Here is a 17288-nt window from a genome sequence, read left to right on the forward strand (position 1 = left end):
TGCGTCACCTTGGAGTACCCCGGCTCCATCAGGCGCCGGGGTAACTCACACCTTGAGCCAAAAGCGGATCAGCATCGCCACCGCGCCCAGAACCGCGATGCTGGCCAGCCAGATACCAGCCATCCACAGTAACCGCTTCCAAAGGGGCGACTGCGGATCGGTGGGATCTTCCATCAGTGGTAGCCTTCGTCCGACACCTTGCCGCGGAATACCCAATAGGCCCAGGCGGTATAGGCGATGATCAGCGGCATGGTGATTGCGACACCGACGAGCATGAATATCTGGCTTCGCTCGGGCGCCGCAGCGTCCCAGATAGTGAGACCCGGCGGCACGACATAGGGCCACATGGTCACGCCGAGCCCCAGCATACCGAACAGGAACAGCGCGATCGAGAGCCAGAACGGCTTGCTGTTCCGGTCGGTGCCGATCGCCCGCAGCATCGAAACCGCGATGATCGCCGTGATGATCGGCACCGGCGCGGCAAAGTAGATTTCCGGCGCGGTCAGCCAGCGTTCGGCATATTCGGCGTTGAGGAAGATGTTGTAGAGGCTCACCGCGCCCATCAGCACGATCGTGGCGATTGCGGCGCGCAGAGCGAGCCAGCGGGCATGCTTCTGCGCGCCGCCATCGAGCTTCCAGATGAGCCATGTGCTACCGAGCAAGGCATAGCCTGCGACCACGCCCAGCCCGCAAAGCAGCGTGTACGGCGTCAACCAGTCGAACCAGCTCCCGGCATAGGCCCTCTCGACCACTTCGACACCCTGCAACAGCGCGCCGAGCGTCATGCCCTGTGCCATCGCGGCCACCAGCGATCCGCCGAAAAATGCGGCATCCCAAAACGGCCGGTGTGCCGGATCGCGCCAGCGGTACTCGAAGGCGACCCCGCGAAAGACGAGGCCGAGCAGCATGGCGATGATAAGCGGATAGGTGGCAGGCAACACGACCGCATAAGCCAGCGGGAAGGCGGCGAAGAGGCCGCCTCCGCCGAGCACCAGCCAGGTCTCGTTTCCGTCCCACACGGGGGCGATCGAGTTCATCGCTCGGTCGCGGCCCTGCCCCACTCTCAAGGTGGGAAACAGGATTCCGATGCCGAGGTCGAAGCCGTCCATCACCACATAGGCGAAGACGGCGAAGGCGATGATGAAGGCCCAGATGACGGTAAGGTCCATCACACGTCCCCCTTGTCGGCTGGAAGAGTCTCGTCATGCCCGGGGTTCTGGGTCGGACCGGGAGTGATGCCGGCGGTACGGATCGGTCCGGTGTCGCCGCGCTTGACACCGACCTCTCCGACGTGCGGAACCTTGCCCATCAGTCGAAGGATGTACCAGACGCCTACGCCGAAGACGGCGAAATAGACTATGATGAAAGCCAGCAGCGATGCAGCCACTGCCGGCGCATCCAGCGGGCTCGCGGCATCGGCGGTGCGCAGCAATCCGTAGATCACATATGGCTGGCGGCCGACCTCGGTGGTGATCCACCCTGCCAGCACGGCAACGAAGCCGGATGGTGCCATGACGAGCGCAGCCCTGTGCAGCCAGGGCCAGTCGTAGAGCTTGCGGCGCCACCGCGCGAACAGGCTCCACATGCCGATCCCCAGCATGGCGAAGCCGATGCCAACCATTACGCGAAAGGACCAGAACACTACGCCAACCGGCGGTTCTTCATTGTCCGGGATCGTATCCAGCCCTGCCATCGGCGCATCGAGATCGTGTTTCAGGATCAGCGAGGACAGCTTTGGAATCTGGATCGCGTATCTGACCGTCTTGGCCTCGCTGTCGGGAATGCCGAACAGGATCAGCGGCGCACCGTCCGGATGGCTATCGAAATGCCCTTCCATCGCCATCACTTTTTGCGGCTGGTGCTCGAGCGTGTTGAGGCCGTGCATGTCACCCGCGAAGATCTGCAGGGGGGTCACGATCGCCGCCATCCACATTGCCATCGAGAACATCTTGCGCGCGTGCAGGTTGGTGCTGTCCTTGAGCAGGTGCCACGCCCCGACCCCGCCCACCACGAACGCGGTCGTCAGGTAAGCGGCCATGACGGTATGCACGAGGCGATACGGAAAACTGGGATTGAATACGATGTCCCACCAGCTCGGCCCAGGCAGGAACTGTCCGTTGGCAGCGATCTCGTATCCGGTGGGCGTCTGCATCCAGCTGTTCACCGAAAGGATCCAGAACGCCGAGACGAATGTGCCGAGCGCTACCATGCAGGTCGCCGCGAAATGCAGCTTCTTGCCGACCTTGTTCATGCCGAAAAGCATGACACCGAGGAAGCCTGCTTCGAGGAAGAATGCCGTCAAAACCTCGTAAGCCATGAGCGGCCCGATCACGGGCCCTGCCACATCGGAGAACACCGACCAGTTCGTGCCGAACTGGTAGCTCATCACAATCCCTGAAACGACGCCCATCGCAAAGGCAATCGCGAAAATCTTCAACCAGTATTTGAACAGGTCGAGATAGATCTGCCGCCCGGTTTTCAGCCACAAGCCTTCGAGCACCATGAGGTAGCTCGCCAGGCCGATCGAAAACGCCGGGAAGAAGAAATGGAAACTCACCGTGAAGGCGAACTGGATGCGCGCAAGCATCAGAGCATCGAGAAAATCGAGCATGAAACGGCCTTACATCATTCGGGGCGCCGGGAGCAGTCGAACAAACACAACGGAACTTGCTCCGGGTGCAACAATCAGATCATTCCGCGGGCGAGATAATGGTCTACCGGAGGCGGCGGTTCGCCATTGTCTTTCGAGACTTCGGCAAATGCCCGGTCCTGCGACAGGAAAACCTTGCCGTTCAATTCATCGAGAAAATGCGTGCGCTTCAGCCGGTCCATCACGGGGCCCTTCACCTCGGACAGGTGCAAGCCGATCCCGCCATCACCGAGGCGATGGTTGATCGCTTCGAGGCTTTCGAGGCCCGAAGCATCGATCTCGTTCACCGCACTGCACATCAGGATCACGTGCCTGAGCTCCGGCCGCTCCGCGACACGTTCGAGCACATATTCTTCCAGCCAGCGCGCGTTGAGATAGGTCAGCGCCTCGTCGATGCGGATTGAAAGGACATGCGGCACGGTGAAGACGGAATGCCGCTCGACATTGCGGAAGTGTTCGGTCTCCGGCACGCGCCCGACAATGGCGGCGTGCGGACGGCTGGCCCGGTAGAGATAGAGGAGGAGGCCGACCGCCACGCCCGTAATCACGCCAAGCTCGACCCCGGCGATCAGGGTGACGGCGATGGTGGCGACATGCGCGGCAAAGTCGGCTTTGGAATAGCGCCAGAGCTGCCCGGGCGTCTTCATGTCGACCAGGCTCAGCACCGCCACGATGATCGTCGCGGCCAGTGTCGCGATCGGCAGGCTGAATAGCAGCGGCGTCAGGAACAGCGTCGCCAGTGCGATGCCGACGGCAGTGAACGCTCCGGCCGCTGGTGTCTCCGCCCCGGCGTCGAAGTTCACCGCCGAGCGGGCAAACCCGCCGGTAACCGGATAGCCACCCGAAAATGCGCTGGCGATATTGGCAGCGCCGAGCCCCACGAGCTCCTGGTCCGGCTCGATGCGTTGGCGGCGCTTGGCGGCCAGCGTCTGGGCGACGGACACGCTCTCCACGAAGCCGATGATCGAAATGAGCAACGCCGGGACCCACAATTGCTGGATCAGCGACAGGTCGGTCGACGGCAGGGCAAACGGCGGCAGGTCCTGCGGGATAGCGCCGACCAGCTTCACCCCCTTGTCGCCAAGATCGAGCGCGATTGCGGCCATGATCGTCAGCGCCACAGCGACGACCGGCCCTGCCTTGGCCGTCATGTCGGCGGCGCGTGCGGGAAGGCCCAAGCGTTGCAATGCTGGCTTGGCGCCCTTGCGGACCCAGAACAGAAAGATCGTCGCCGGGATGCCGATGGCCAGTGTCCAGGTATTGGTTTCGGTGATCGAGCTCGCCAGAGACCCGAGCATGCTTGGCCAGTTGTCGCCGCCAGCGGTAATGCCGAGGATGTGCTTCAGCTGGCTGGTTGCGATCAGGATGCCGCTGGCGGTGATGAAGCCGCTGATGACCGGATGCGACAGCAAATTCGCCAGAAAACCTGCGCGCAGCAGGCCGAGAATGGCCAGCATGACACCGGACAGCATCGCCAGCGTGATCGCTGCCTCGAGATATTCCGCCGTGCCCTGCGCTGCCACCGCGCCCGCCGCGCTCGCCGTCATCAATGAAACGACCGCCACAGGCCCCACCGCCAGGGTCCGGCTGGTGCCGAAAATGGCATAAAGGACCAGCGGCAGGATAGAGGCATAGAGGCCCACGACCGGCGGCAATCCCGCCAGCAAGGCATAGGCGAGGCTCTGCGGAATAAGCATGATGGTTACGATAACCGCGGCCATCATGTCGTTCGTCAGGATCGACCGGTTATATGTCCGACCCCATTCGAGGATCGGCAGGTAACGCGAGAGCATCAGGAAGGCCCCTCGTTATTGGGCGATAAGCCCGCCGGGTCCGGCAAGCCATTCACGCCCCTTGAGCATGCCGTTCCAGTAGATCCACGGCAAGACGTCCGCCTTGAGCATCCAGGAAAGGCGTTGCGGCTTGATGCCGTCGATGAGCCATATGGGGAAGCTGGGCGCGAGCTTCCCGCCGTAGCCGAATTCGGCCAGCACGATCTTGCCGCGTTCGACCGTAAGCGGACACGATCCATAGCCGTCATATCCTGCGGTCGGACCCTTGCCGTCCAGCTGTCGCAGGGCGTTCACAGCCACGACGGGTGCCTGCTTACGGGCGGCAGCGGCGGTCTTGGCATTGGGGGCAGAACATCCGTCTCCCAATCCGAAGACGTTGGGATAGCGCACGTGCTGCAGCGTGTGCTGGTCGACATCGACGAAGCCGCTATCCGCAGCGAGTGGACTGTCGGCGACGAACTGCGGCGCGACCTGGGGCGGAACGACATGCATCATGTCGAAGTCGCGCGTCACTTCGCCTTCGTCCGTTGCGAATGTCGCGATCTGGTCGTCGCCATCCACGGCAACGAGGTTGTTGCCCAGCTTTAGCGCGATGTCGTATTTCTCGACATAGCTCATCAGCGCGGGGACATAATCCTGCACGCCGAACAGCACGCCGCCTGCATTGCAGAACTCGACCTCGATATCGCGAAGGTTGCCGCTGCGGTTCCAGTGGTCGCACGAAAGGTACATCGCCTTCTGCGGGGCGCCTGCGCATTTGATCGGCATGGGCGGCTGCGTGAAGAGCGCCTTGCCCGATTTCATCCGCTGCACCAGCTCCCATGTGTAGGGAGCAAGGTCATAGCGATAGTTGGAAGTGACGCCGTTCTTGCCGAGAGTTACTTCAAGACCCTCGATCTTTTCCCAGGCGAGACGAATGCCCGGCGCCATGATCAGGACATCGTAGCCGATCTCGCTGCCATCCTCGAGTTTCACGAGATTGTCCTCAGGCTCGAAAGACGCGGCGCGTGCCTTAGTCCAGTTCACGCCCTTCGGCAGCACGCTCGCGGTCGAGCGGCGGGTCTGTTCGGGTTGGAAAACGCCGCCGCCGACCATGGTCCAGCCGGGTTGATAGGCATGAAAGTCGGACGGCTCGACGATGGCGATGTCGAGATTCGATTGCCGCCGCAGCATGGATGCAGCCGTAGCGATCCCCGCAGAACCCCCGCCTATCACGACAACCTGGTGGGATTGTTTCATGTCAGCTGCCCTTCGATGGCGGATAGATCGTAGCCGGCGGCTTTCGCCCGCTGGATGCGTTCGACAGGGCTAACGCCATCCGGGTTGGCGAGAGTATCGAGCGTGATCGAGCGAGTGCCGGTCCGGCAGTAAGCGAGGATAGCGCCCTCCGTGCCGCGTCTTACCGCGCGGAAAGCCGCCACCGCACCGTCGGGGAAATTGCCGCCGGAGACGGGGATATGGTGGAAGGCCATGCCCTGCTCTTCGGCAGCGCGCCTGATGGCCGCCACTTCGGGCTGGCCTTCTTCCTCGCCGTCGGGCCGGTTGCAGATCAGGGCTACGATCCCCCGATCGTGCAGCGCGGCGACGTCTTCGGGCTTGATTTGCGGCGCGACAGCAAGTTCGGGGGTCACCTCGGAAATTTCCATTATGCGCTCCCTTCGACCAGCCGCACGAGGAACATGCCCGCCAGCATCGAGACGACGAAGATGGCCGCGCTTGCCGGTTCGATTACCAGCGCCGCAATGCCCGGCCCCGGACACAGTCCGGCTATTCCCCAGCCGACCCCGAAGAGGGCAGACCCGCCGATCAGGCGTCCGGTGAGGTCGCTACGGTCTGGAAGGGAGAACTTCTCCGCAAACAGCGGGTGCGCCATGTGCTCGCGAAAGCGCCAGGCGATCGCCATGACGAGGACAGCTCCGCCCATGACGAAGGCCAGCGTCGGGTCCCAGTCGCCGAAAATGTCGAGGAAGCCGCGCACGCGTGCCGGATCGGTCATGCCGCCCAGCGCGAGACCCGCACCGAACAGCGAACCGGACACAAGCGGGGGAAGGAGACGGCGCATCATGGCAGTACCTCCAGGCCGGCGGCATTCATGAATGCGACGGTCGCGATACCGGCGGCCATGAATGTCAGCGTTGCAACGATGGACCGCTGCGAAAGGCGGCTGACACCGCAAACGCCATGCCCGCTCGTGCAACCGCTGCCGAGTCGCGTTCCCACTCCGACGAGCAGACCGGCGACGATCAGGTAGACCGGGCTGGCAAAGCTGGGCTTCAGGCCGCCCGAGGCGATAGCGACGATAGCGGCCCCGACCGGCAAGCCGATCAGGAACATCCAGGCGCTCGATGTGGACATACCGCTGTCGCTTATGCCCGTGGCGCGTGCCGCGATGCCGGAAACGCCCGCAATCCGGCCGGCGCCGAGCAACATCAGCGCCGCCGCCAGGCCGATCAGGATGCCGCCGAACAGGCCGCTCATCGGTGCCGCATCGGGGAATGCGGAAAGTGTGAAACCCGAAATCATACCGCGTTCACCGGAATCTTGATGTAGCTGACGCCATTCTCTTCGGGCTCGGGCAACCGGCCACCGCGGATATTCACCTGCACCGAAGGCATGATCAGCGTCGGCATCGCCAGTGTCTTGTCGCGCGAGGTCCGCATCTCGACGAACTCGTCCTCGCTCACGCCGTCCTTCACATGGACATTCTCCGTGCGCTGCTGGCCGACGGTGGTCTCCCACGCATATTCGTCACGTCCCGGTGCCTTATAGTCGTGGCACAGGAACAGACGCGCGTCGTCAGGCAGCGAAAGCAGGCGGCGGATAGACTGGAAGAGTTGCCGCGCATCGCCGCCCGGGAAGTCGGCCCTCGCGGTTCCGAAGTCCGGCATGAAAATCGTATCGCCCACGAATGCCGCGTCACCGATAATGAACGCCATGTCGGCAGGGGTGTGACCGGGCACGTGCAGCGCAATGCCTTCGATTTCGCCCAGCTTGAACGTCTCGCCATCGGTGAACAGGTGATCGAACTGCGATCCGTCGCGCTCGAAGTCGGTGCCGGCGTTGAACAGCTTGCCGAAAACTTCCTGCACGCGGACGATCTCAGCGCCGATGGCCAGTTTGCCACCGAGCTTTTCCTGCAAATACGGCGCTGCCGAAATGTGGTCGGCATGCGCATGCGTTTCAATCAGCCAAGTCACTTTCAAATTATTCGAAGTGACATATTCGATAATACGGTCGGCAGAGCCGTAGGAGGTGCGTCCGGCAGCAGCCTCGTAATCCAGGACCGAGTCGATGATCGCTGCCTCGCAGCTCACCGGGTCATGCACTACATAGCTCACCGTATACGTAGCCTCGTCGAAAAAGCCCGCAATCGTCGGACGAAGCATCTTTTCAGCTCCGGCGCGATTGATCTGGTCGGTTGCAGCCTGAAGGGCCGTGTCGTTGCCAGCCATAGCCAAACTCCTTTATTTACGTTAAATGTGTATATGTATTGCTTTTGCAGAGTCAAGTGGTAAGAAAGGGCCATGAGCACCGAGCACCCCACATCGCAGCAGGCCGCCGGCCTACGCATTGGCGACCTCGCACCTGACTTCGAGGCGCGCAGCACCGTCGGGCCGGTGCGCCTGAAGGATTTCCGCGAGCGGTGGCTTATCCTTTTCTCGCATCCTGCCGACTTCACACCCGTCTGTACGACCGAGTTCGTGGAGCTCGCGCGGGAAGCTCAGGAATTCGAGCGTCGCGATTGCGCGCTCATGGCACTTTCGGTCGACAGCCTGTTCTCGCATTTCGCGTGGCTGCGCCTGATCCGCGACCGCTTCGATGTCGAAGTGCGCTTCCCGATCGTTGAGGATCCGACCCTCGTGATCGGGCGCGCGTTCGGCATGGTGGCCCCGCAGGATAGTGACAGTGCTACCGTCCGCTCGACCTTCTTCATCGACCCCGAAGGCGTGGTCCGGGCGATGACCTGTTACCCGGCGAATATGGGCCGATCGATCCCGGAAATGCTGCGCATGCTCGATGCCTTGCAGGCGATCGACGAACAGAACGGATTGGCGCCTGCCAACTGGACGCCCGGCACGCCTCTTCTCCAACCCCCAAGCCAGACACTCGACGACGTCTTTGCCGCACAGAGGGAAACAGATTGGTTCCTGCGAGAAGCGGGCAATGGAGACGGTGCATGAGCGAGAACGCGCCGATCGCCGAGCTCAAGGCGCTCGCCCACCCCTTGCGTTTCCAGATACTCCAGGTCTTGAAATCGAGAGAGCTCAACGTCGGTGAGATCGAGCAGGCTACGGGCATCGGGCAACCGGCCCTTTCGCAGCAATTGAGCGTGCTCAGGAAAGCCGAGCTCGTCGAGACCCGCAAGGAAGCGAAGCTGGTCTACTACAGCCTCGCCGCCGAACGCCTCTCCAAGCTGGCAGCGCTGATCGGCAACCCCGACGCAGGACAGGACGCGCCAGCCCGCCAGACCCGGCAGCCAGCACCCGGTGTCGCGAACTTCGCGCGCCTTTCGTGAAGTTTCGAGTTCGACCTGATGGACTGATTTCGCCGAGCAATCTGCGATGAAGCACCCGCTAACCTTCACCAACGCTTGGCACCGAGCGGGAAAGACTTCACAACGACTGCAGCAATAGTCCCGGAGGAACTGCATGACGCGAATGTTAGCTGCCCTCGCCCTGAGCTCGATTGTCCTGACGGGGTGCGCAAGTTCTTCCTATGAGGCGCCCCAGACCGCAGCCGATGACCGCTATACGGTGGGGGACAGTCACCTCTCCGATTTCTACGTTTTCGACCAGAGTGGGCCGAGGGCTCCGGGCAAACTGCTGCGGCAGGAGGAATTGGGAGAGCAGCAGGCCCTGAAGAATGCCGGCACCAATGTGCGGCTCCTCTACAGTTCCACCGACGGTTTGACTGGCAGCGGTATGTTGCCGGTCTCGGGCGTGCTGTTCCTACCCAAGGGCACTCCCCCCGAAGGCGGTTGGCCACTGATGGCGTGGACCCACGGCACCGTAGGCGTAGCCGATATATGTGCCCCCTCTTGGAATGGCAGGCAGGCGCAGGACGAGGAATATCTCAATCGTTTCCTGGCACGCGGCTATGCTGTGGTTGCGTCGGACTACCAGGGCCTCGGCACCAGGGGTACGCACCCCTATCTGCACACCCGCGCAGCCGCTTTCAGCAATCTCGACATCATCCGCGCGGTTCAGAACACCGGTTTTCCGATCGCGGACCAAACCGTGCTTTTTGGCCAATCCCAAGGCGCGGGCGCGGCCATCGCCACAGCCGGCTATGCCCCGGACTATGCCCCTGAACTAAAGCTTTCGGGGGTCGTCGCGACAGGCGCGCCCTACTTCACGCCCGCCGCGCTCGAAGCACTCGACCGGATTCGCAAACCCGAGGATGTCGATCCCATGCTGGGCTACACCTTCCTGGCGATGACATTAGCACAGCAGGTCGACCCGGCGTTCTCGATGCGCGACTATATCACGGACACCGCATGGCCGATCGCCGAGCGCGTGAGCGACACGTGCTATGCCGGGATAAAAGAGCGCGTGACGCAGGCGCGGCTATCGCGCGCCAATAGCTTCAAGCTCAATCCTCGCGAGGGCCTTCGCAAGGCATTCGCCGCCATGGGCTATCCCGATCTCAAACTGTCCATTCCGGTCTTTTTCGGAACTGGTGGCAAGGACAAGGACACCCCGCCTCGCATGCAGGCCGGCCTTGTGATGGCCCTTTGCCGTGCCGGAACCTCGGTCCAATCGGAACTTTATCCCGAGCTCGATCATCGCGGCGTGGTATTGCCTTCAACCGCCGATTCCGTTCCCTTTATCGAAGCGGCATTTGCTGGCGAGGTCATCGTCGGCAATTGTGACAACCTTCCCTTCAAAACCGATTGACCGCAGAGAATTCGACAATGCGCGAAAAGGACAATCTTCCCGTCATCGTCGGCGTGGGCCAGTCGGTCGACCACTGGGATGGACAGGATGCCGAAAAAGCGCCGCATCCGCTCGCGATGATCCGGGCTGCGATGACCTTGGCGATCGAGGACACGGGCAGCAGCAGTGTCGGCCCTGCGATCGACTGCGCAGCGTTTATTCGTACGTTTCCGGATTCGCTCAGGGAACCGGTTATCCCCTTCGGTACGATCAGCGATTTGCCGCAGGCCGTGTTGGCGAAGACCGATCTCGCGCCCCGCCAAGTGATCTATTCAGCGGTTGGCGGTGACCAGCCACAGGCAATGGTCAATGAACTGGCAGCATCGCTGGCCTCGGGCGAATGCGAGGTCGCAATTATCGCAGGCGGAGAAGTCACAGGCGCCATGAAGGCGGCAATGAAGCACGGGCACCGGCTGGATTGGTCGGATGATACCGACGGTCCGGTCGAAGATCGTGGTCGAGGCGAACCGCTCCTTTCCCGTTACGAGCTGACCAATGGGCTTGGGATGCCGCCCCAGACCTATGCCGCACAAGAGCAGGCATGGCGGGCGCGAAACGGCCTTTCAACCGGCGAGTGGCGCGAGCTTGCGGGCAAGGTATTTTCCAAGTTCTCGGAGGTGGCAGCCGACAACGAATACGCGCAATTTCCCACGGCATTGAGCGCGGAATTCCTCGCCACCCCGTCGAAAGCGAATTATCCGATGTGCGACCCGTTGCTGAAATGGCATGTCGCACAGGACGCCGTGAACCAGTCGGCCGCGGTGGTCGTGACCACGGTAGGCAAGGCACGCGCACTGGGCATCCCGGAAGACAAGCAGATTTTCCTGCACGGCCATGCCGACATCAAGGATGCGCTGGTCTCCCAGCGGCCCGACCTGTCTCGTTCGGCGGCGATCGAACTGGCGCTCGAACAGGCACTGACGGCATCGGACCTCGAAAGCTCCGACATCGCGCACCGCGACCTCTACAGCTGCTTCCCGATCGTGCCCATGCTTGCAGCGGAAGCTCTCGGGCTCGATCCGCTGAATGACCAGCTGACTGTCACCGGCGGGCTGCCGTTCTTCGGCGGACCGGGAAACAATTATTCGATGCACGCCATCGCCAGCATGGTCGAGACACTGCGAAAGGATCGTGACGCCTACGGCCTCGTCCTCGCCAACGGTGGTTTCATCAGCAAGGAGTCTGTCGGCATCTATTCGGCCGCTGCACCCAAGGCCTGGGCTCCTGTCTCTTGTGAAGCGCGACAGGCAAGAATTGCCGACCGGCCTGAAATTGCGCTAATCAACGAGGACTGCGAGGCCGAGGTTGAGGCCTATACCGTCATTCACGGCAGGGATGGCCCGGCTAGTGCTTACGTCATTGCACGAAACGAGATTGGACGCGTCATCGCACGGATCGACACGCAGGACGCCAACTCCAGATCAGTCCTGGCAGAAAGCGAAGATCTGGTCGGGAAGAAGGTTTCGGTGGTCCATCGAGACGGCGTGAACTTTGTCTCAGGCCTTGCGAGAGCTTGAGCACAAATAGAGGCGATACCCTGCCAGGTTCGCGCTTCCGCTTTCGAAGCCGATGGAAATGGTGCCCAGAAGAGGACTCGAACCTCCACGCCCTTGCGAGCGCCGCCACCTGAAGACGGTGCGTCTACCAATTCCGCCATCTGGGCACACTTTGCACGACCGATCATCCTTCGCCGGTCCGCAGGTAGGAGCGGGCCACTAGCGAAGGGGGGCGATTCTTGTCAACTGCAATCGCGTTCCTTGGAACGCTTGCAGGCACGCGCAGGTTGTGGCTAGGGGCGCAACACGAATTCTAGACCGGAAAAGACAGGCATCGAAATGGCAAAAGACAGCGCATTGAACGGCAAGCTGGTAGTGCTGATGGGCGGAAGCGGCTTCATCGGCAATTACGTGGCGCAGGCGCTGCTGGAGCGGGGCGCTCGTGTGCGGATCGCCAGCCGCAATCCCGAAAAAGCATTCAAGCTCAAGCCTCTCGCCAACCTCGGCCAGATGCAATTCGCCCGCTGCGACGCGACCAATCGCCGCAGTGTCGAACAGTGCATCGAAGGCGCCGATGCAGTGGTCAACCTGGTCGGTTCGTTCGAAGGCAATCTTCGCACGCTCATGGGCGAAGCGCCGGGCTGGATGGCCGAGGCTGCAACCAAGGAAGGCGCAAGCGCGTTCGTCCACATCAGCGCGATCGCGGCAGAGCCCGACGAGGACACTTCGAACGATTATGCAGCGGCGAAATGCCTCGGCGAAAAGCGCGTGTTCGAAGCCTTCCCCAATGCAACCGTGCTGCGCCCGTCGATCCTGTTCGGCAAGGACGACAATTTCCTGAACATGTTCGGGCAGCTGATCTCCACCCTGCCCATCCTTCCCGTCTTCGGACCGGATTCAGAACTTCAGCTGGTCTATGTCGACGATGTAGCCGAAGCCGTCGCGCGGACCCTCGAAGACCCCGGAAAGTTCGGCGGCAAGACCTTTGAGCTGGGCGGCCCGGAAAAGCTGACCATGCTGGAAATCAATCGCCGGATTGCCGAAGCCCAGCGCCGCAGGCGCACTTTCCTGCCGATGCCCGATCCGCTTTCGGCAACCTTCGCCGCGCTGCCCGGCACGCCGATGAGCAGCGACCAGTGGAATTTGCTGGCGCAAGGCAACACGGTTTCAGGCGACTTTCCCGGCTTCTCCAAGCTCGGCATCGAGCCCAAGCCTCTCGGCCTGTTCCTCGACAAGTGGATGACGCGCTATCGCAAGCACGGCCGCTTTGCCGAACGCCTGAGCGCGTAAGCTATAGCGCCTCCTTGTAGAGGACCAGCAAGCGCGCCCACGCACGCTCGGCCTGCTCCTGGTCGTAGGCAGGCGAATCCGGCACGCACCAGCCGTGATCGGCGGGATAGACTTCTATCTCGGTCCGGTTGTTTACATCCTGAGCGGCAGTACGCAGCGCTGTTTTCGCTTCCGGCTGCTTCGCATCGTCATCCTGCGAAATTGCGATGAGATAATGGCCATCGTCCTGCAACAGGCGATGGGGGCTGTAGTCGCCGTCCCGCACTAGACCTCCGCCGTGGAAGCTTGCCCCGGCTGAGATCATGTCTTCCGACCATGGGCCCAGCACGGCAAAGCTGCCGGTCATGCAATAGCCCTGGACGCCCACACCCCGGTTGGGTTCGACCGCGGCCTGTTCCTGTAGCCAGGCAGCGCAGGACGCATTGTCGCGCTGGATGGTTTCATGGTCGAAGCGGGCGCGCCAAGGCTTCACCCTGTCCCATCCGCCATTCCCGGCAAAATCCGCGAAATCTTCGAACTGCTGGCCGGATACATCCCGATAATAGGGGTTGGCGAGAAGAACGGCATGACCAGCCTCCGCAAGTCGGATTGCCATGAGGCGCTTGGCCGGTCTGATGCCCGCAATGTCGGGCCAGAAGATCACCGAAGGGTGTGTCCCGTCGGAGGGATGAAAGAACTCGCCGTCCATGGTCCCGTCAGGGGTGGCGAAACTGACCGTGCTGCGCATGATGATGTTCTCGGCCGCGTCTTCGCTTGTCGGCTCCATCGAGGTGCAGGCAGCTGCCGTGCCGGCAAGGGCCCCTGCACCGAACGTCCGCCGAGAAATTCCGCTCCGCGCCCAATTGGCCAGGCGTTCCTGATCACACATTGCAGTCTCTCCTCTACCCCGTCCGCACACCAACCTAGACCAGTCCTCGCGATGGACAAGGCCCGAGATCGAAGGCAGGATGCAATCGGGTTGAGCGGTCCGGGTAGACCGATGAGGGAGACATTAGCGATGAAATACGGTTTGGCGGCTGCTGCCGCGCTGCTGCTTGCGTCGTGCAATTCGGCGGAGAGCGAGGGCGGCATCGACGCGATGCGCCTGGTCAATGCGGACCAGGACAGCGCGAACTGGATAAGTCACGGCCGCACCTATTCCGAACAGCGCTTCTCCCCGCTGGACCAGGTCAATCGCGAAACCGTCTCGGATCTCGGTCTTGCCTGGTTCGTGGATATGGATACCGCACGCGGGCAGGAAGCCACGCCCCTCGTGATGGACGGCAAGCTTTATGTGACGACCGCCTGGAGCAAGGTCTTCGCTTTCGATGCTGCCACCGGAGAGCCACTGTGGAGCTATGATCCGCAGATCCCCGGCGAAACCGGCGTGAAGGCCTGCTGCGATGTCGTGAACCGCGGCCTCGCTGCATGGGGCGACAATCTCTATCTCGGCACACTCGACGGGCGCCTGGTCGCGCTCGACCGCGAAACCGGCGAGGTCACTTGGGAAAAAGTGACTGTCGACCAGTCGAAGAGCTACACCATTACCGGAGCGCCGCGCGTCATCGATGGCAAGGTGCTTATCGGCAATGGCGGGGCGGAATTCGGCGTGCGCGGCTACATTGCCGCTTATGACGCAGAGGATGGCGACGAGCTCTGGCGCTTCTACACTGTGCCCGGCGGCGAAGACGAGAATGAGCCCGAATATCTGAAGGCGGCCGCCGAAACCTGGAGCGGCGATGTACTCGGCAGCGAGGACAGCATCGGCGGCGGCGGAACGGTGTGGGATTCGATGGCCTACGATCCGGAACACGACCTGCTCTATTTCGGCGTCGGCAACGGTAGCCCGTGGAACCGCGCCTATCGCAGCCCCGGCCCCGACGGCAAAGGCGAGGGAGACAACCTTTACCTCTCCAGCATTGTCGCCATCCGGCCCGATACTGGCGACTATGTCTGGCACTACCAAACAACGCCGGGCGAGACCTGGGATTACACAGCGACGCAGCACATTATCCTCGCCGACATGGAGATCGACGGGCGCGAGCGGCAAGTGCTGATGCAGGCCCCAAAGAACGGCTATTTCTACGTCTTGGACCGCGCGACGGGCGAATTCTTGTCCGCTAAGCCCTATATTCCGCAGAACTGGTCCACCGGTATGTCCGAGGACGGCCGACCTATCATGAACCCCGAAACGCGGGTCGATATCACCGGCGAGCCAGCGCTGGTCATGCCCGGTCCGCTCGGGGGACATAACTGGCACCCGATGGCATATCATCCGGACGAAAACCTCGTGTATATTCCGGCATTCGAAGCCGCGATGCTCTATTCGCCCGAAGCGAACTGGAAGCCCGACCGGGCACGCGGCTTCAATGTCGGTTTCGATCTCGGTGCAGGCGACCTGCCGCCCGACCTTGGCATCCGGCGCGAAGTCCAAGGCACGATCAGCGGCAAGCTGCTGGCCTGGGACCCGGTGGCGCAAGAAGTGCGCTGGGAGGTCGAACATCCCGGACCGTGGAACGGCGGGCTCCTGGCGACCGGCGGTGGGCTGGTGTTCCAGGGCAATTCCGGCAGCGAATTTGCGGCCTACAATTCTGCCACAGGCGACAAGCTCTGGTCGTTCGCTGCGCAGACCGGCGTAGTCGCACCGCCGATGACCTACACCGTCAACGGCGAGCAATATATCGCCGTCCTGGCAGGCTGGGGCGGCGCTTTCGCTCTTTCGGTGGACGGCGAACTCATCGACCAGATGAAGCCGGTACGAAACATCAGCCGACTGCTGGTCTTCAAACTGGGCGGAGAAGCGCAGCTTCCGGCCGAGCCCGATTTCGCGCTCGCACCGCTCGATCCACCGCTTTCACGGGCGAGCGCCGAGACGATCGATGTGGGGCGTGCCAAATACGCGCGATACTGCGCCGTTTGCCACGCGCCTGCAGCAGTCGGATCGACGGAATTGCCCGATCTGCGCCGCTCCGGCGCGCTCGAGAACCCGGCCGCCTGGCTTCAGATCGTCCATGGCGGCGCACTGCAGGATAACGGCATGGCCAGCTTTGCCGGTTCGCTATCCGAGAACGAGATCGAGGCCATCCGCCAATACGTCATCAAGCGCGCCAACGAAGACAAGGCGATGGAAGCCGAGCGCGCGAAGACGCGGGTTGCGAAACGCTGATCAGCTGCGGAAGACTACCGTTCGCTTGCCATTGAGGAGTACTCTCTCTTCAAGGTGCAAGCGGACAGCTTCGGCCAGCACACGGCTCTCGATCTCGCGGCCCTTCCTGACAAGCTCGTCGGGGCTGTCGGCATGGCTGATCGGTTCTGCCGACTGGTGGATGATCGGGCCTTCGTCGAGATCGGCAGTGACGTAGTGCGCGCTCGCGCCGATCATCTTGACCCCGCGCTCGTACGCCTGGTGATAGGGCTTTGCGCCCTTGAAACCCGGCAGGAAAGAGTGGTGGATGTTGATGCACCGCCCCGCGAAGTGCGCTGCCTGCTCGTCGGAAAGGATCTGCATATAGCGCGCCAGGACCACCAGCTCCGCGTCGCATTCATCGGCGATCCTGCGGACCTCGGCTTCCTGCGCCGCTTTCGTTTCGCGGGTTATGGGTAGATGGTGGAAAGGTACCGAGCCGATGTCAGTATGGCCGATAGCATCGCGCGGATGGTTCGAGACGATCGCCACCGGCTCCGTCGGCAACTCGCCGATCCGCCACCGGTAAAGCAGGTCGGCGAGGCAATGATCGAATTTGCTGACCATCAGCAGCACCCGCCGCGGCCGATCCCGCAAGGCTAGCTTCCACTCCATCGCGAACTCGTTGGCGATAGACGCGAAGTCACTGCGGAGTCGCTCGCGCCCTGTCGAGCCGGGATCGAACTCGACTCTCATAAAGAAGGCATCCGAGCCCCGGTCGTTGAATTGCTGGGCTTCGAGGATATTCCCCCCTCGTTCGAACAGGAACGAGGTCACGCGCGCGGTAATCCCGGGACGATCCGCGCATGAGAGGGTCAGGACAAGTGGTTCGGACATGAAATGTACATGATCGCGCGCTTCGCACGGCACAAGCTGAAGTTCCTGAGCGTCTTCAAAGCCACGCTTTGGCAAACGAGAACGGCCCGGAGATCGCTCTCCGGGCCGCCTCGGTGTTGCCAG

17 protein-coding genes and 1 tRNA gene are annotated in these 17288 nt (G+C 62.2%); 6 read left to right on the top strand and 12 right to left on the bottom strand.

Annotation, left to right across the window (positions count from 1 at the left end):
- Positions 1-45: 45 nt before the first annotated feature.
- The 9 genes from GRI34_RS09145 to GRI34_RS09185 all read right to left on the bottom strand — a co-directional run bounded on the left by GRI34_RS09145 (position 46) and on the right by GRI34_RS09185 (position 7895).
- Positions 46-174 carry a DUF2474 domain-containing protein gene (locus tag GRI34_RS09145; protein ID WP_160595663.1) on the bottom strand — a complete coding sequence of 43 codons (129 nt, stop codon included), beginning with the start codon at positions 172-174 and terminating at the stop codon, positions 46-48.
- Complete coding sequence (cydB, locus tag GRI34_RS09150; protein ID WP_160595664.1) at positions 174-1169, bottom strand: cytochrome d ubiquinol oxidase subunit II; 996 nt, start codon at positions 1167-1169, stop codon at positions 174-176. The genes GRI34_RS09145 and cydB overlap by 1 nt, the downstream gene beginning before the upstream one ends.
- Positions 1169-2611, bottom strand: a complete 1443-nt coding sequence (locus GRI34_RS09155) for a cytochrome ubiquinol oxidase subunit I (RefSeq protein ID WP_160595665.1) — start codon at positions 2609-2611, stop codon at positions 1169-1171. The genes cydB and GRI34_RS09155 overlap by 1 nt, the downstream gene beginning before the upstream one ends.
- Positions 2612-2685: 74 nt before the next feature.
- The gene (locus tag GRI34_RS09160; protein WP_199800142.1) at positions 2686-4443 is read right to left on the bottom strand and encodes a SulP family inorganic anion transporter; all 1758 of its coding nucleotides are present in this window, start codon (positions 4441-4443) and stop codon (positions 2686-2688) included.
- A 15-nt stretch (positions 4444-4458) separates the two neighbouring features.
- A complete protein-coding gene (locus GRI34_RS09165) occupies positions 4459-5682 on the bottom strand; it encodes an NAD(P)/FAD-dependent oxidoreductase (RefSeq protein WP_160595666.1) in 1224 nt (407 codons plus the stop codon).
- Positions 5679-6089 carry a TIGR01244 family sulfur transferase gene (locus GRI34_RS09170; protein WP_160595667.1) on the bottom strand — a complete coding sequence of 137 codons (411 nt, stop codon included), beginning with the start codon at positions 6087-6089 and terminating at the stop codon, positions 5679-5681. The genes GRI34_RS09165 and GRI34_RS09170 overlap by 4 nt, the downstream gene beginning before the upstream one ends.
- The gene (locus GRI34_RS09175; RefSeq protein WP_160595668.1) at positions 6089-6508 is read right to left on the bottom strand and encodes a DUF6691 family protein; all 420 of its coding nucleotides are present in this window, start codon (positions 6506-6508) and stop codon (positions 6089-6091) included. Before GRI34_RS09175 ends, GRI34_RS09170 begins: the two co-directional genes overlap by 1 nt.
- A complete protein-coding gene (locus GRI34_RS09180; protein WP_160595669.1) occupies positions 6505-6966 on the bottom strand; it encodes a YeeE/YedE family protein in 462 nt (153 codons plus the stop codon). The genes GRI34_RS09175 and GRI34_RS09180 overlap by 4 nt, the downstream gene beginning before the upstream one ends.
- Positions 6963-7895: an MBL fold metallo-hydrolase gene (locus GRI34_RS09185; RefSeq protein WP_160595670.1), complete on the bottom strand. Its 933-nt coding sequence runs from the start codon at positions 7893-7895 to the stop codon at positions 6963-6965. The genes GRI34_RS09180 and GRI34_RS09185 overlap by 4 nt, the downstream gene beginning before the upstream one ends.
- Before the next feature lie 72 nt (positions 7896-7967).
- On the opposite strand from GRI34_RS09185, the gene GRI34_RS09190 reads away from it, so the two are divergent.
- The 4 genes from GRI34_RS09190 to GRI34_RS09205 all read left to right on the top strand — a co-directional run bounded on the left by GRI34_RS09190 (position 7968) and on the right by GRI34_RS09205 (position 11896).
- Positions 7968-8624: a peroxiredoxin gene (locus tag GRI34_RS09190; RefSeq protein WP_160595671.1), complete on the top strand. Its 657-nt coding sequence runs from the start codon at positions 7968-7970 to the stop codon at positions 8622-8624.
- Complete coding sequence (locus GRI34_RS09195; protein ID WP_160595672.1) at positions 8621-8959, top strand: ArsR/SmtB family transcription factor; 339 nt, start codon at positions 8621-8623, stop codon at positions 8957-8959. The genes GRI34_RS09190 and GRI34_RS09195 overlap by 4 nt, the downstream gene beginning before the upstream one ends.
- 133 nt (positions 8960-9092) lie before the next feature.
- Entirely contained in the window at positions 9093-10340 is a 1248-nt protein-coding gene (locus GRI34_RS09200) for an alpha/beta fold hydrolase (RefSeq protein ID WP_199800143.1), read from the top strand.
- Positions 10341-10357: 17 nt separating this feature from the next.
- On the top strand, positions 10358-11896 hold the full coding sequence (locus GRI34_RS09205; protein WP_160595673.1) for an acetyl-CoA acetyltransferase: 1539 nt from the start codon (positions 10358-10360) through the stop codon (positions 11894-11896).
- A gap of 59 nt (positions 11897-11955) precedes the next feature.
- Here GRI34_RS09205 and GRI34_RS09210 read toward each other — a convergent pair.
- Positions 11956-12042 (bottom strand) — tRNA-Leu (locus GRI34_RS09210).
- A 172-nt stretch (positions 12043-12214) separates the two neighbouring features.
- Between GRI34_RS09210 and GRI34_RS09215 the strand changes: the two genes are divergently transcribed.
- A complete protein-coding gene (locus GRI34_RS09215; RefSeq protein ID WP_160595674.1) occupies positions 12215-13165 on the top strand; it encodes a complex I NDUFA9 subunit family protein in 951 nt (316 codons plus the stop codon).
- 1 nt (position 13166) lies between these two features.
- Here GRI34_RS09215 and GRI34_RS09220 read toward each other — a convergent pair whose 3' ends face one another.
- Positions 13167-14033, bottom strand: a complete 867-nt coding sequence (locus GRI34_RS09220) for a dienelactone hydrolase family protein (protein ID WP_160595675.1) — start codon at positions 14031-14033, stop codon at positions 13167-13169.
- A 129-nt stretch (positions 14034-14162) separates the two neighbouring features.
- On the opposite strand from GRI34_RS09220, the gene GRI34_RS09225 reads away from it, so the two are divergent.
- Positions 14163-16310 carry a PQQ-dependent dehydrogenase, methanol/ethanol family gene (locus GRI34_RS09225; RefSeq protein WP_234028193.1) on the top strand — a complete coding sequence of 716 codons (2148 nt, stop codon included), beginning with the start codon at positions 14163-14165 and terminating at the stop codon, positions 16308-16310.
- Here the strand turns inward: GRI34_RS09225 and purU are convergent, their stop codons facing one another.
- A complete protein-coding gene (gene purU / locus GRI34_RS09230; protein WP_160595677.1) occupies positions 16311-17165 on the bottom strand; it encodes a formyltetrahydrofolate deformylase in 855 nt (284 codons plus the stop codon).
- Between the last annotated feature and the right edge of the window lie 123 nt (positions 17166-17288).

Origin of the sequence: Qipengyuania aquimaris (assembly GCF_009827445.1) — a bacterium.
In the GTDB taxonomy this organism is placed as follows: domain Bacteria; phylum Pseudomonadota; class Alphaproteobacteria; order Sphingomonadales; family Sphingomonadaceae; genus Qipengyuania; species Qipengyuania aquimaris.

Bases quoted from the DNA above. Each gene is read 5' to 3' on its own strand.
- GRI34_RS09200 (WP_199800143.1), top strand. From the start codon at position 9,093: ATGACGCGAATGTTAGCTGCCCTCGCCCTGAGCTCGATTGTCCTGACG.
- GRI34_RS09175 (WP_160595668.1), bottom strand. From the start codon at position 6,508: ATGATGCGCCGTCTCCTTCCCCCGCTTGTGTCCGGTTCGCTGTTCGGT.
- GRI34_RS09225 (WP_234028193.1), top strand. From the start codon at position 14,163: ATGAAATACGGTTTGGCGGCTGCTGCCGCGCTGCTGCTTGCGTCGTGC.
- GRI34_RS09160 (WP_199800142.1), bottom strand. From the start codon at position 4,443: ATGCTCTCGCGTTACCTGCCGATCCTCGAATGGGGTCGGACATATAAC.
- GRI34_RS09220 (WP_160595675.1), bottom strand. From the start codon at position 14,033: ATGTGTGATCAGGAACGCCTGGCCAATTGGGCGCGGAGCGGAATTTCT.
- GRI34_RS09190 (WP_160595671.1), top strand. From the start codon at position 7,968: ATGAGCACCGAGCACCCCACATCGCAGCAGGCCGCCGGCCTACGCATT.
- GRI34_RS09195 (WP_160595672.1), top strand. From the start codon at position 8,621: ATGAGCGAGAACGCGCCGATCGCCGAGCTCAAGGCGCTCGCCCACCCC.
- GRI34_RS09205 (WP_160595673.1), top strand. From the start codon at position 10,358: ATGCGCGAAAAGGACAATCTTCCCGTCATCGTCGGCGTGGGCCAGTCG.
- GRI34_RS09170 (WP_160595667.1), bottom strand. From the start codon at position 6,089: ATGGAAATTTCCGAGGTGACCCCCGAACTTGCTGTCGCGCCGCAAATC.
- GRI34_RS09185 (WP_160595670.1), bottom strand. From the start codon at position 7,895: ATGGCTGGCAACGACACGGCCCTTCAGGCTGCAACCGACCAGATCAAT.
- GRI34_RS09180 (WP_160595669.1), bottom strand. From the start codon at position 6,966: ATGATTTCGGGTTTCACACTTTCCGCATTCCCCGATGCGGCACCGATG.
- GRI34_RS09155 (WP_160595665.1), bottom strand. From the start codon at position 2,611: ATGCTCGATTTTCTCGATGCTCTGATGCTTGCGCGCATCCAGTTCGCC.
- purU (WP_160595677.1), bottom strand. From the start codon at position 17,165: ATGTCCGAACCACTTGTCCTGACCCTCTCATGCGCGGATCGTCCCGGG.
- GRI34_RS09145 (WP_160595663.1), bottom strand. From the start codon at position 174: ATGGAAGATCCCACCGATCCGCAGTCGCCCCTTTGGAAGCGGTTACTG.
- GRI34_RS09215 (WP_160595674.1), top strand. From the start codon at position 12,215: ATGGCAAAAGACAGCGCATTGAACGGCAAGCTGGTAGTGCTGATGGGC.
- cydB (WP_160595664.1), bottom strand. From the start codon at position 1,169: ATGGACCTTACCGTCATCTGGGCCTTCATCATCGCCTTCGCCGTCTTC.
- GRI34_RS09165 (WP_160595666.1), bottom strand. From the start codon at position 5,682: ATGAAACAATCCCACCAGGTTGTCGTGATAGGCGGGGGTTCTGCGGGG.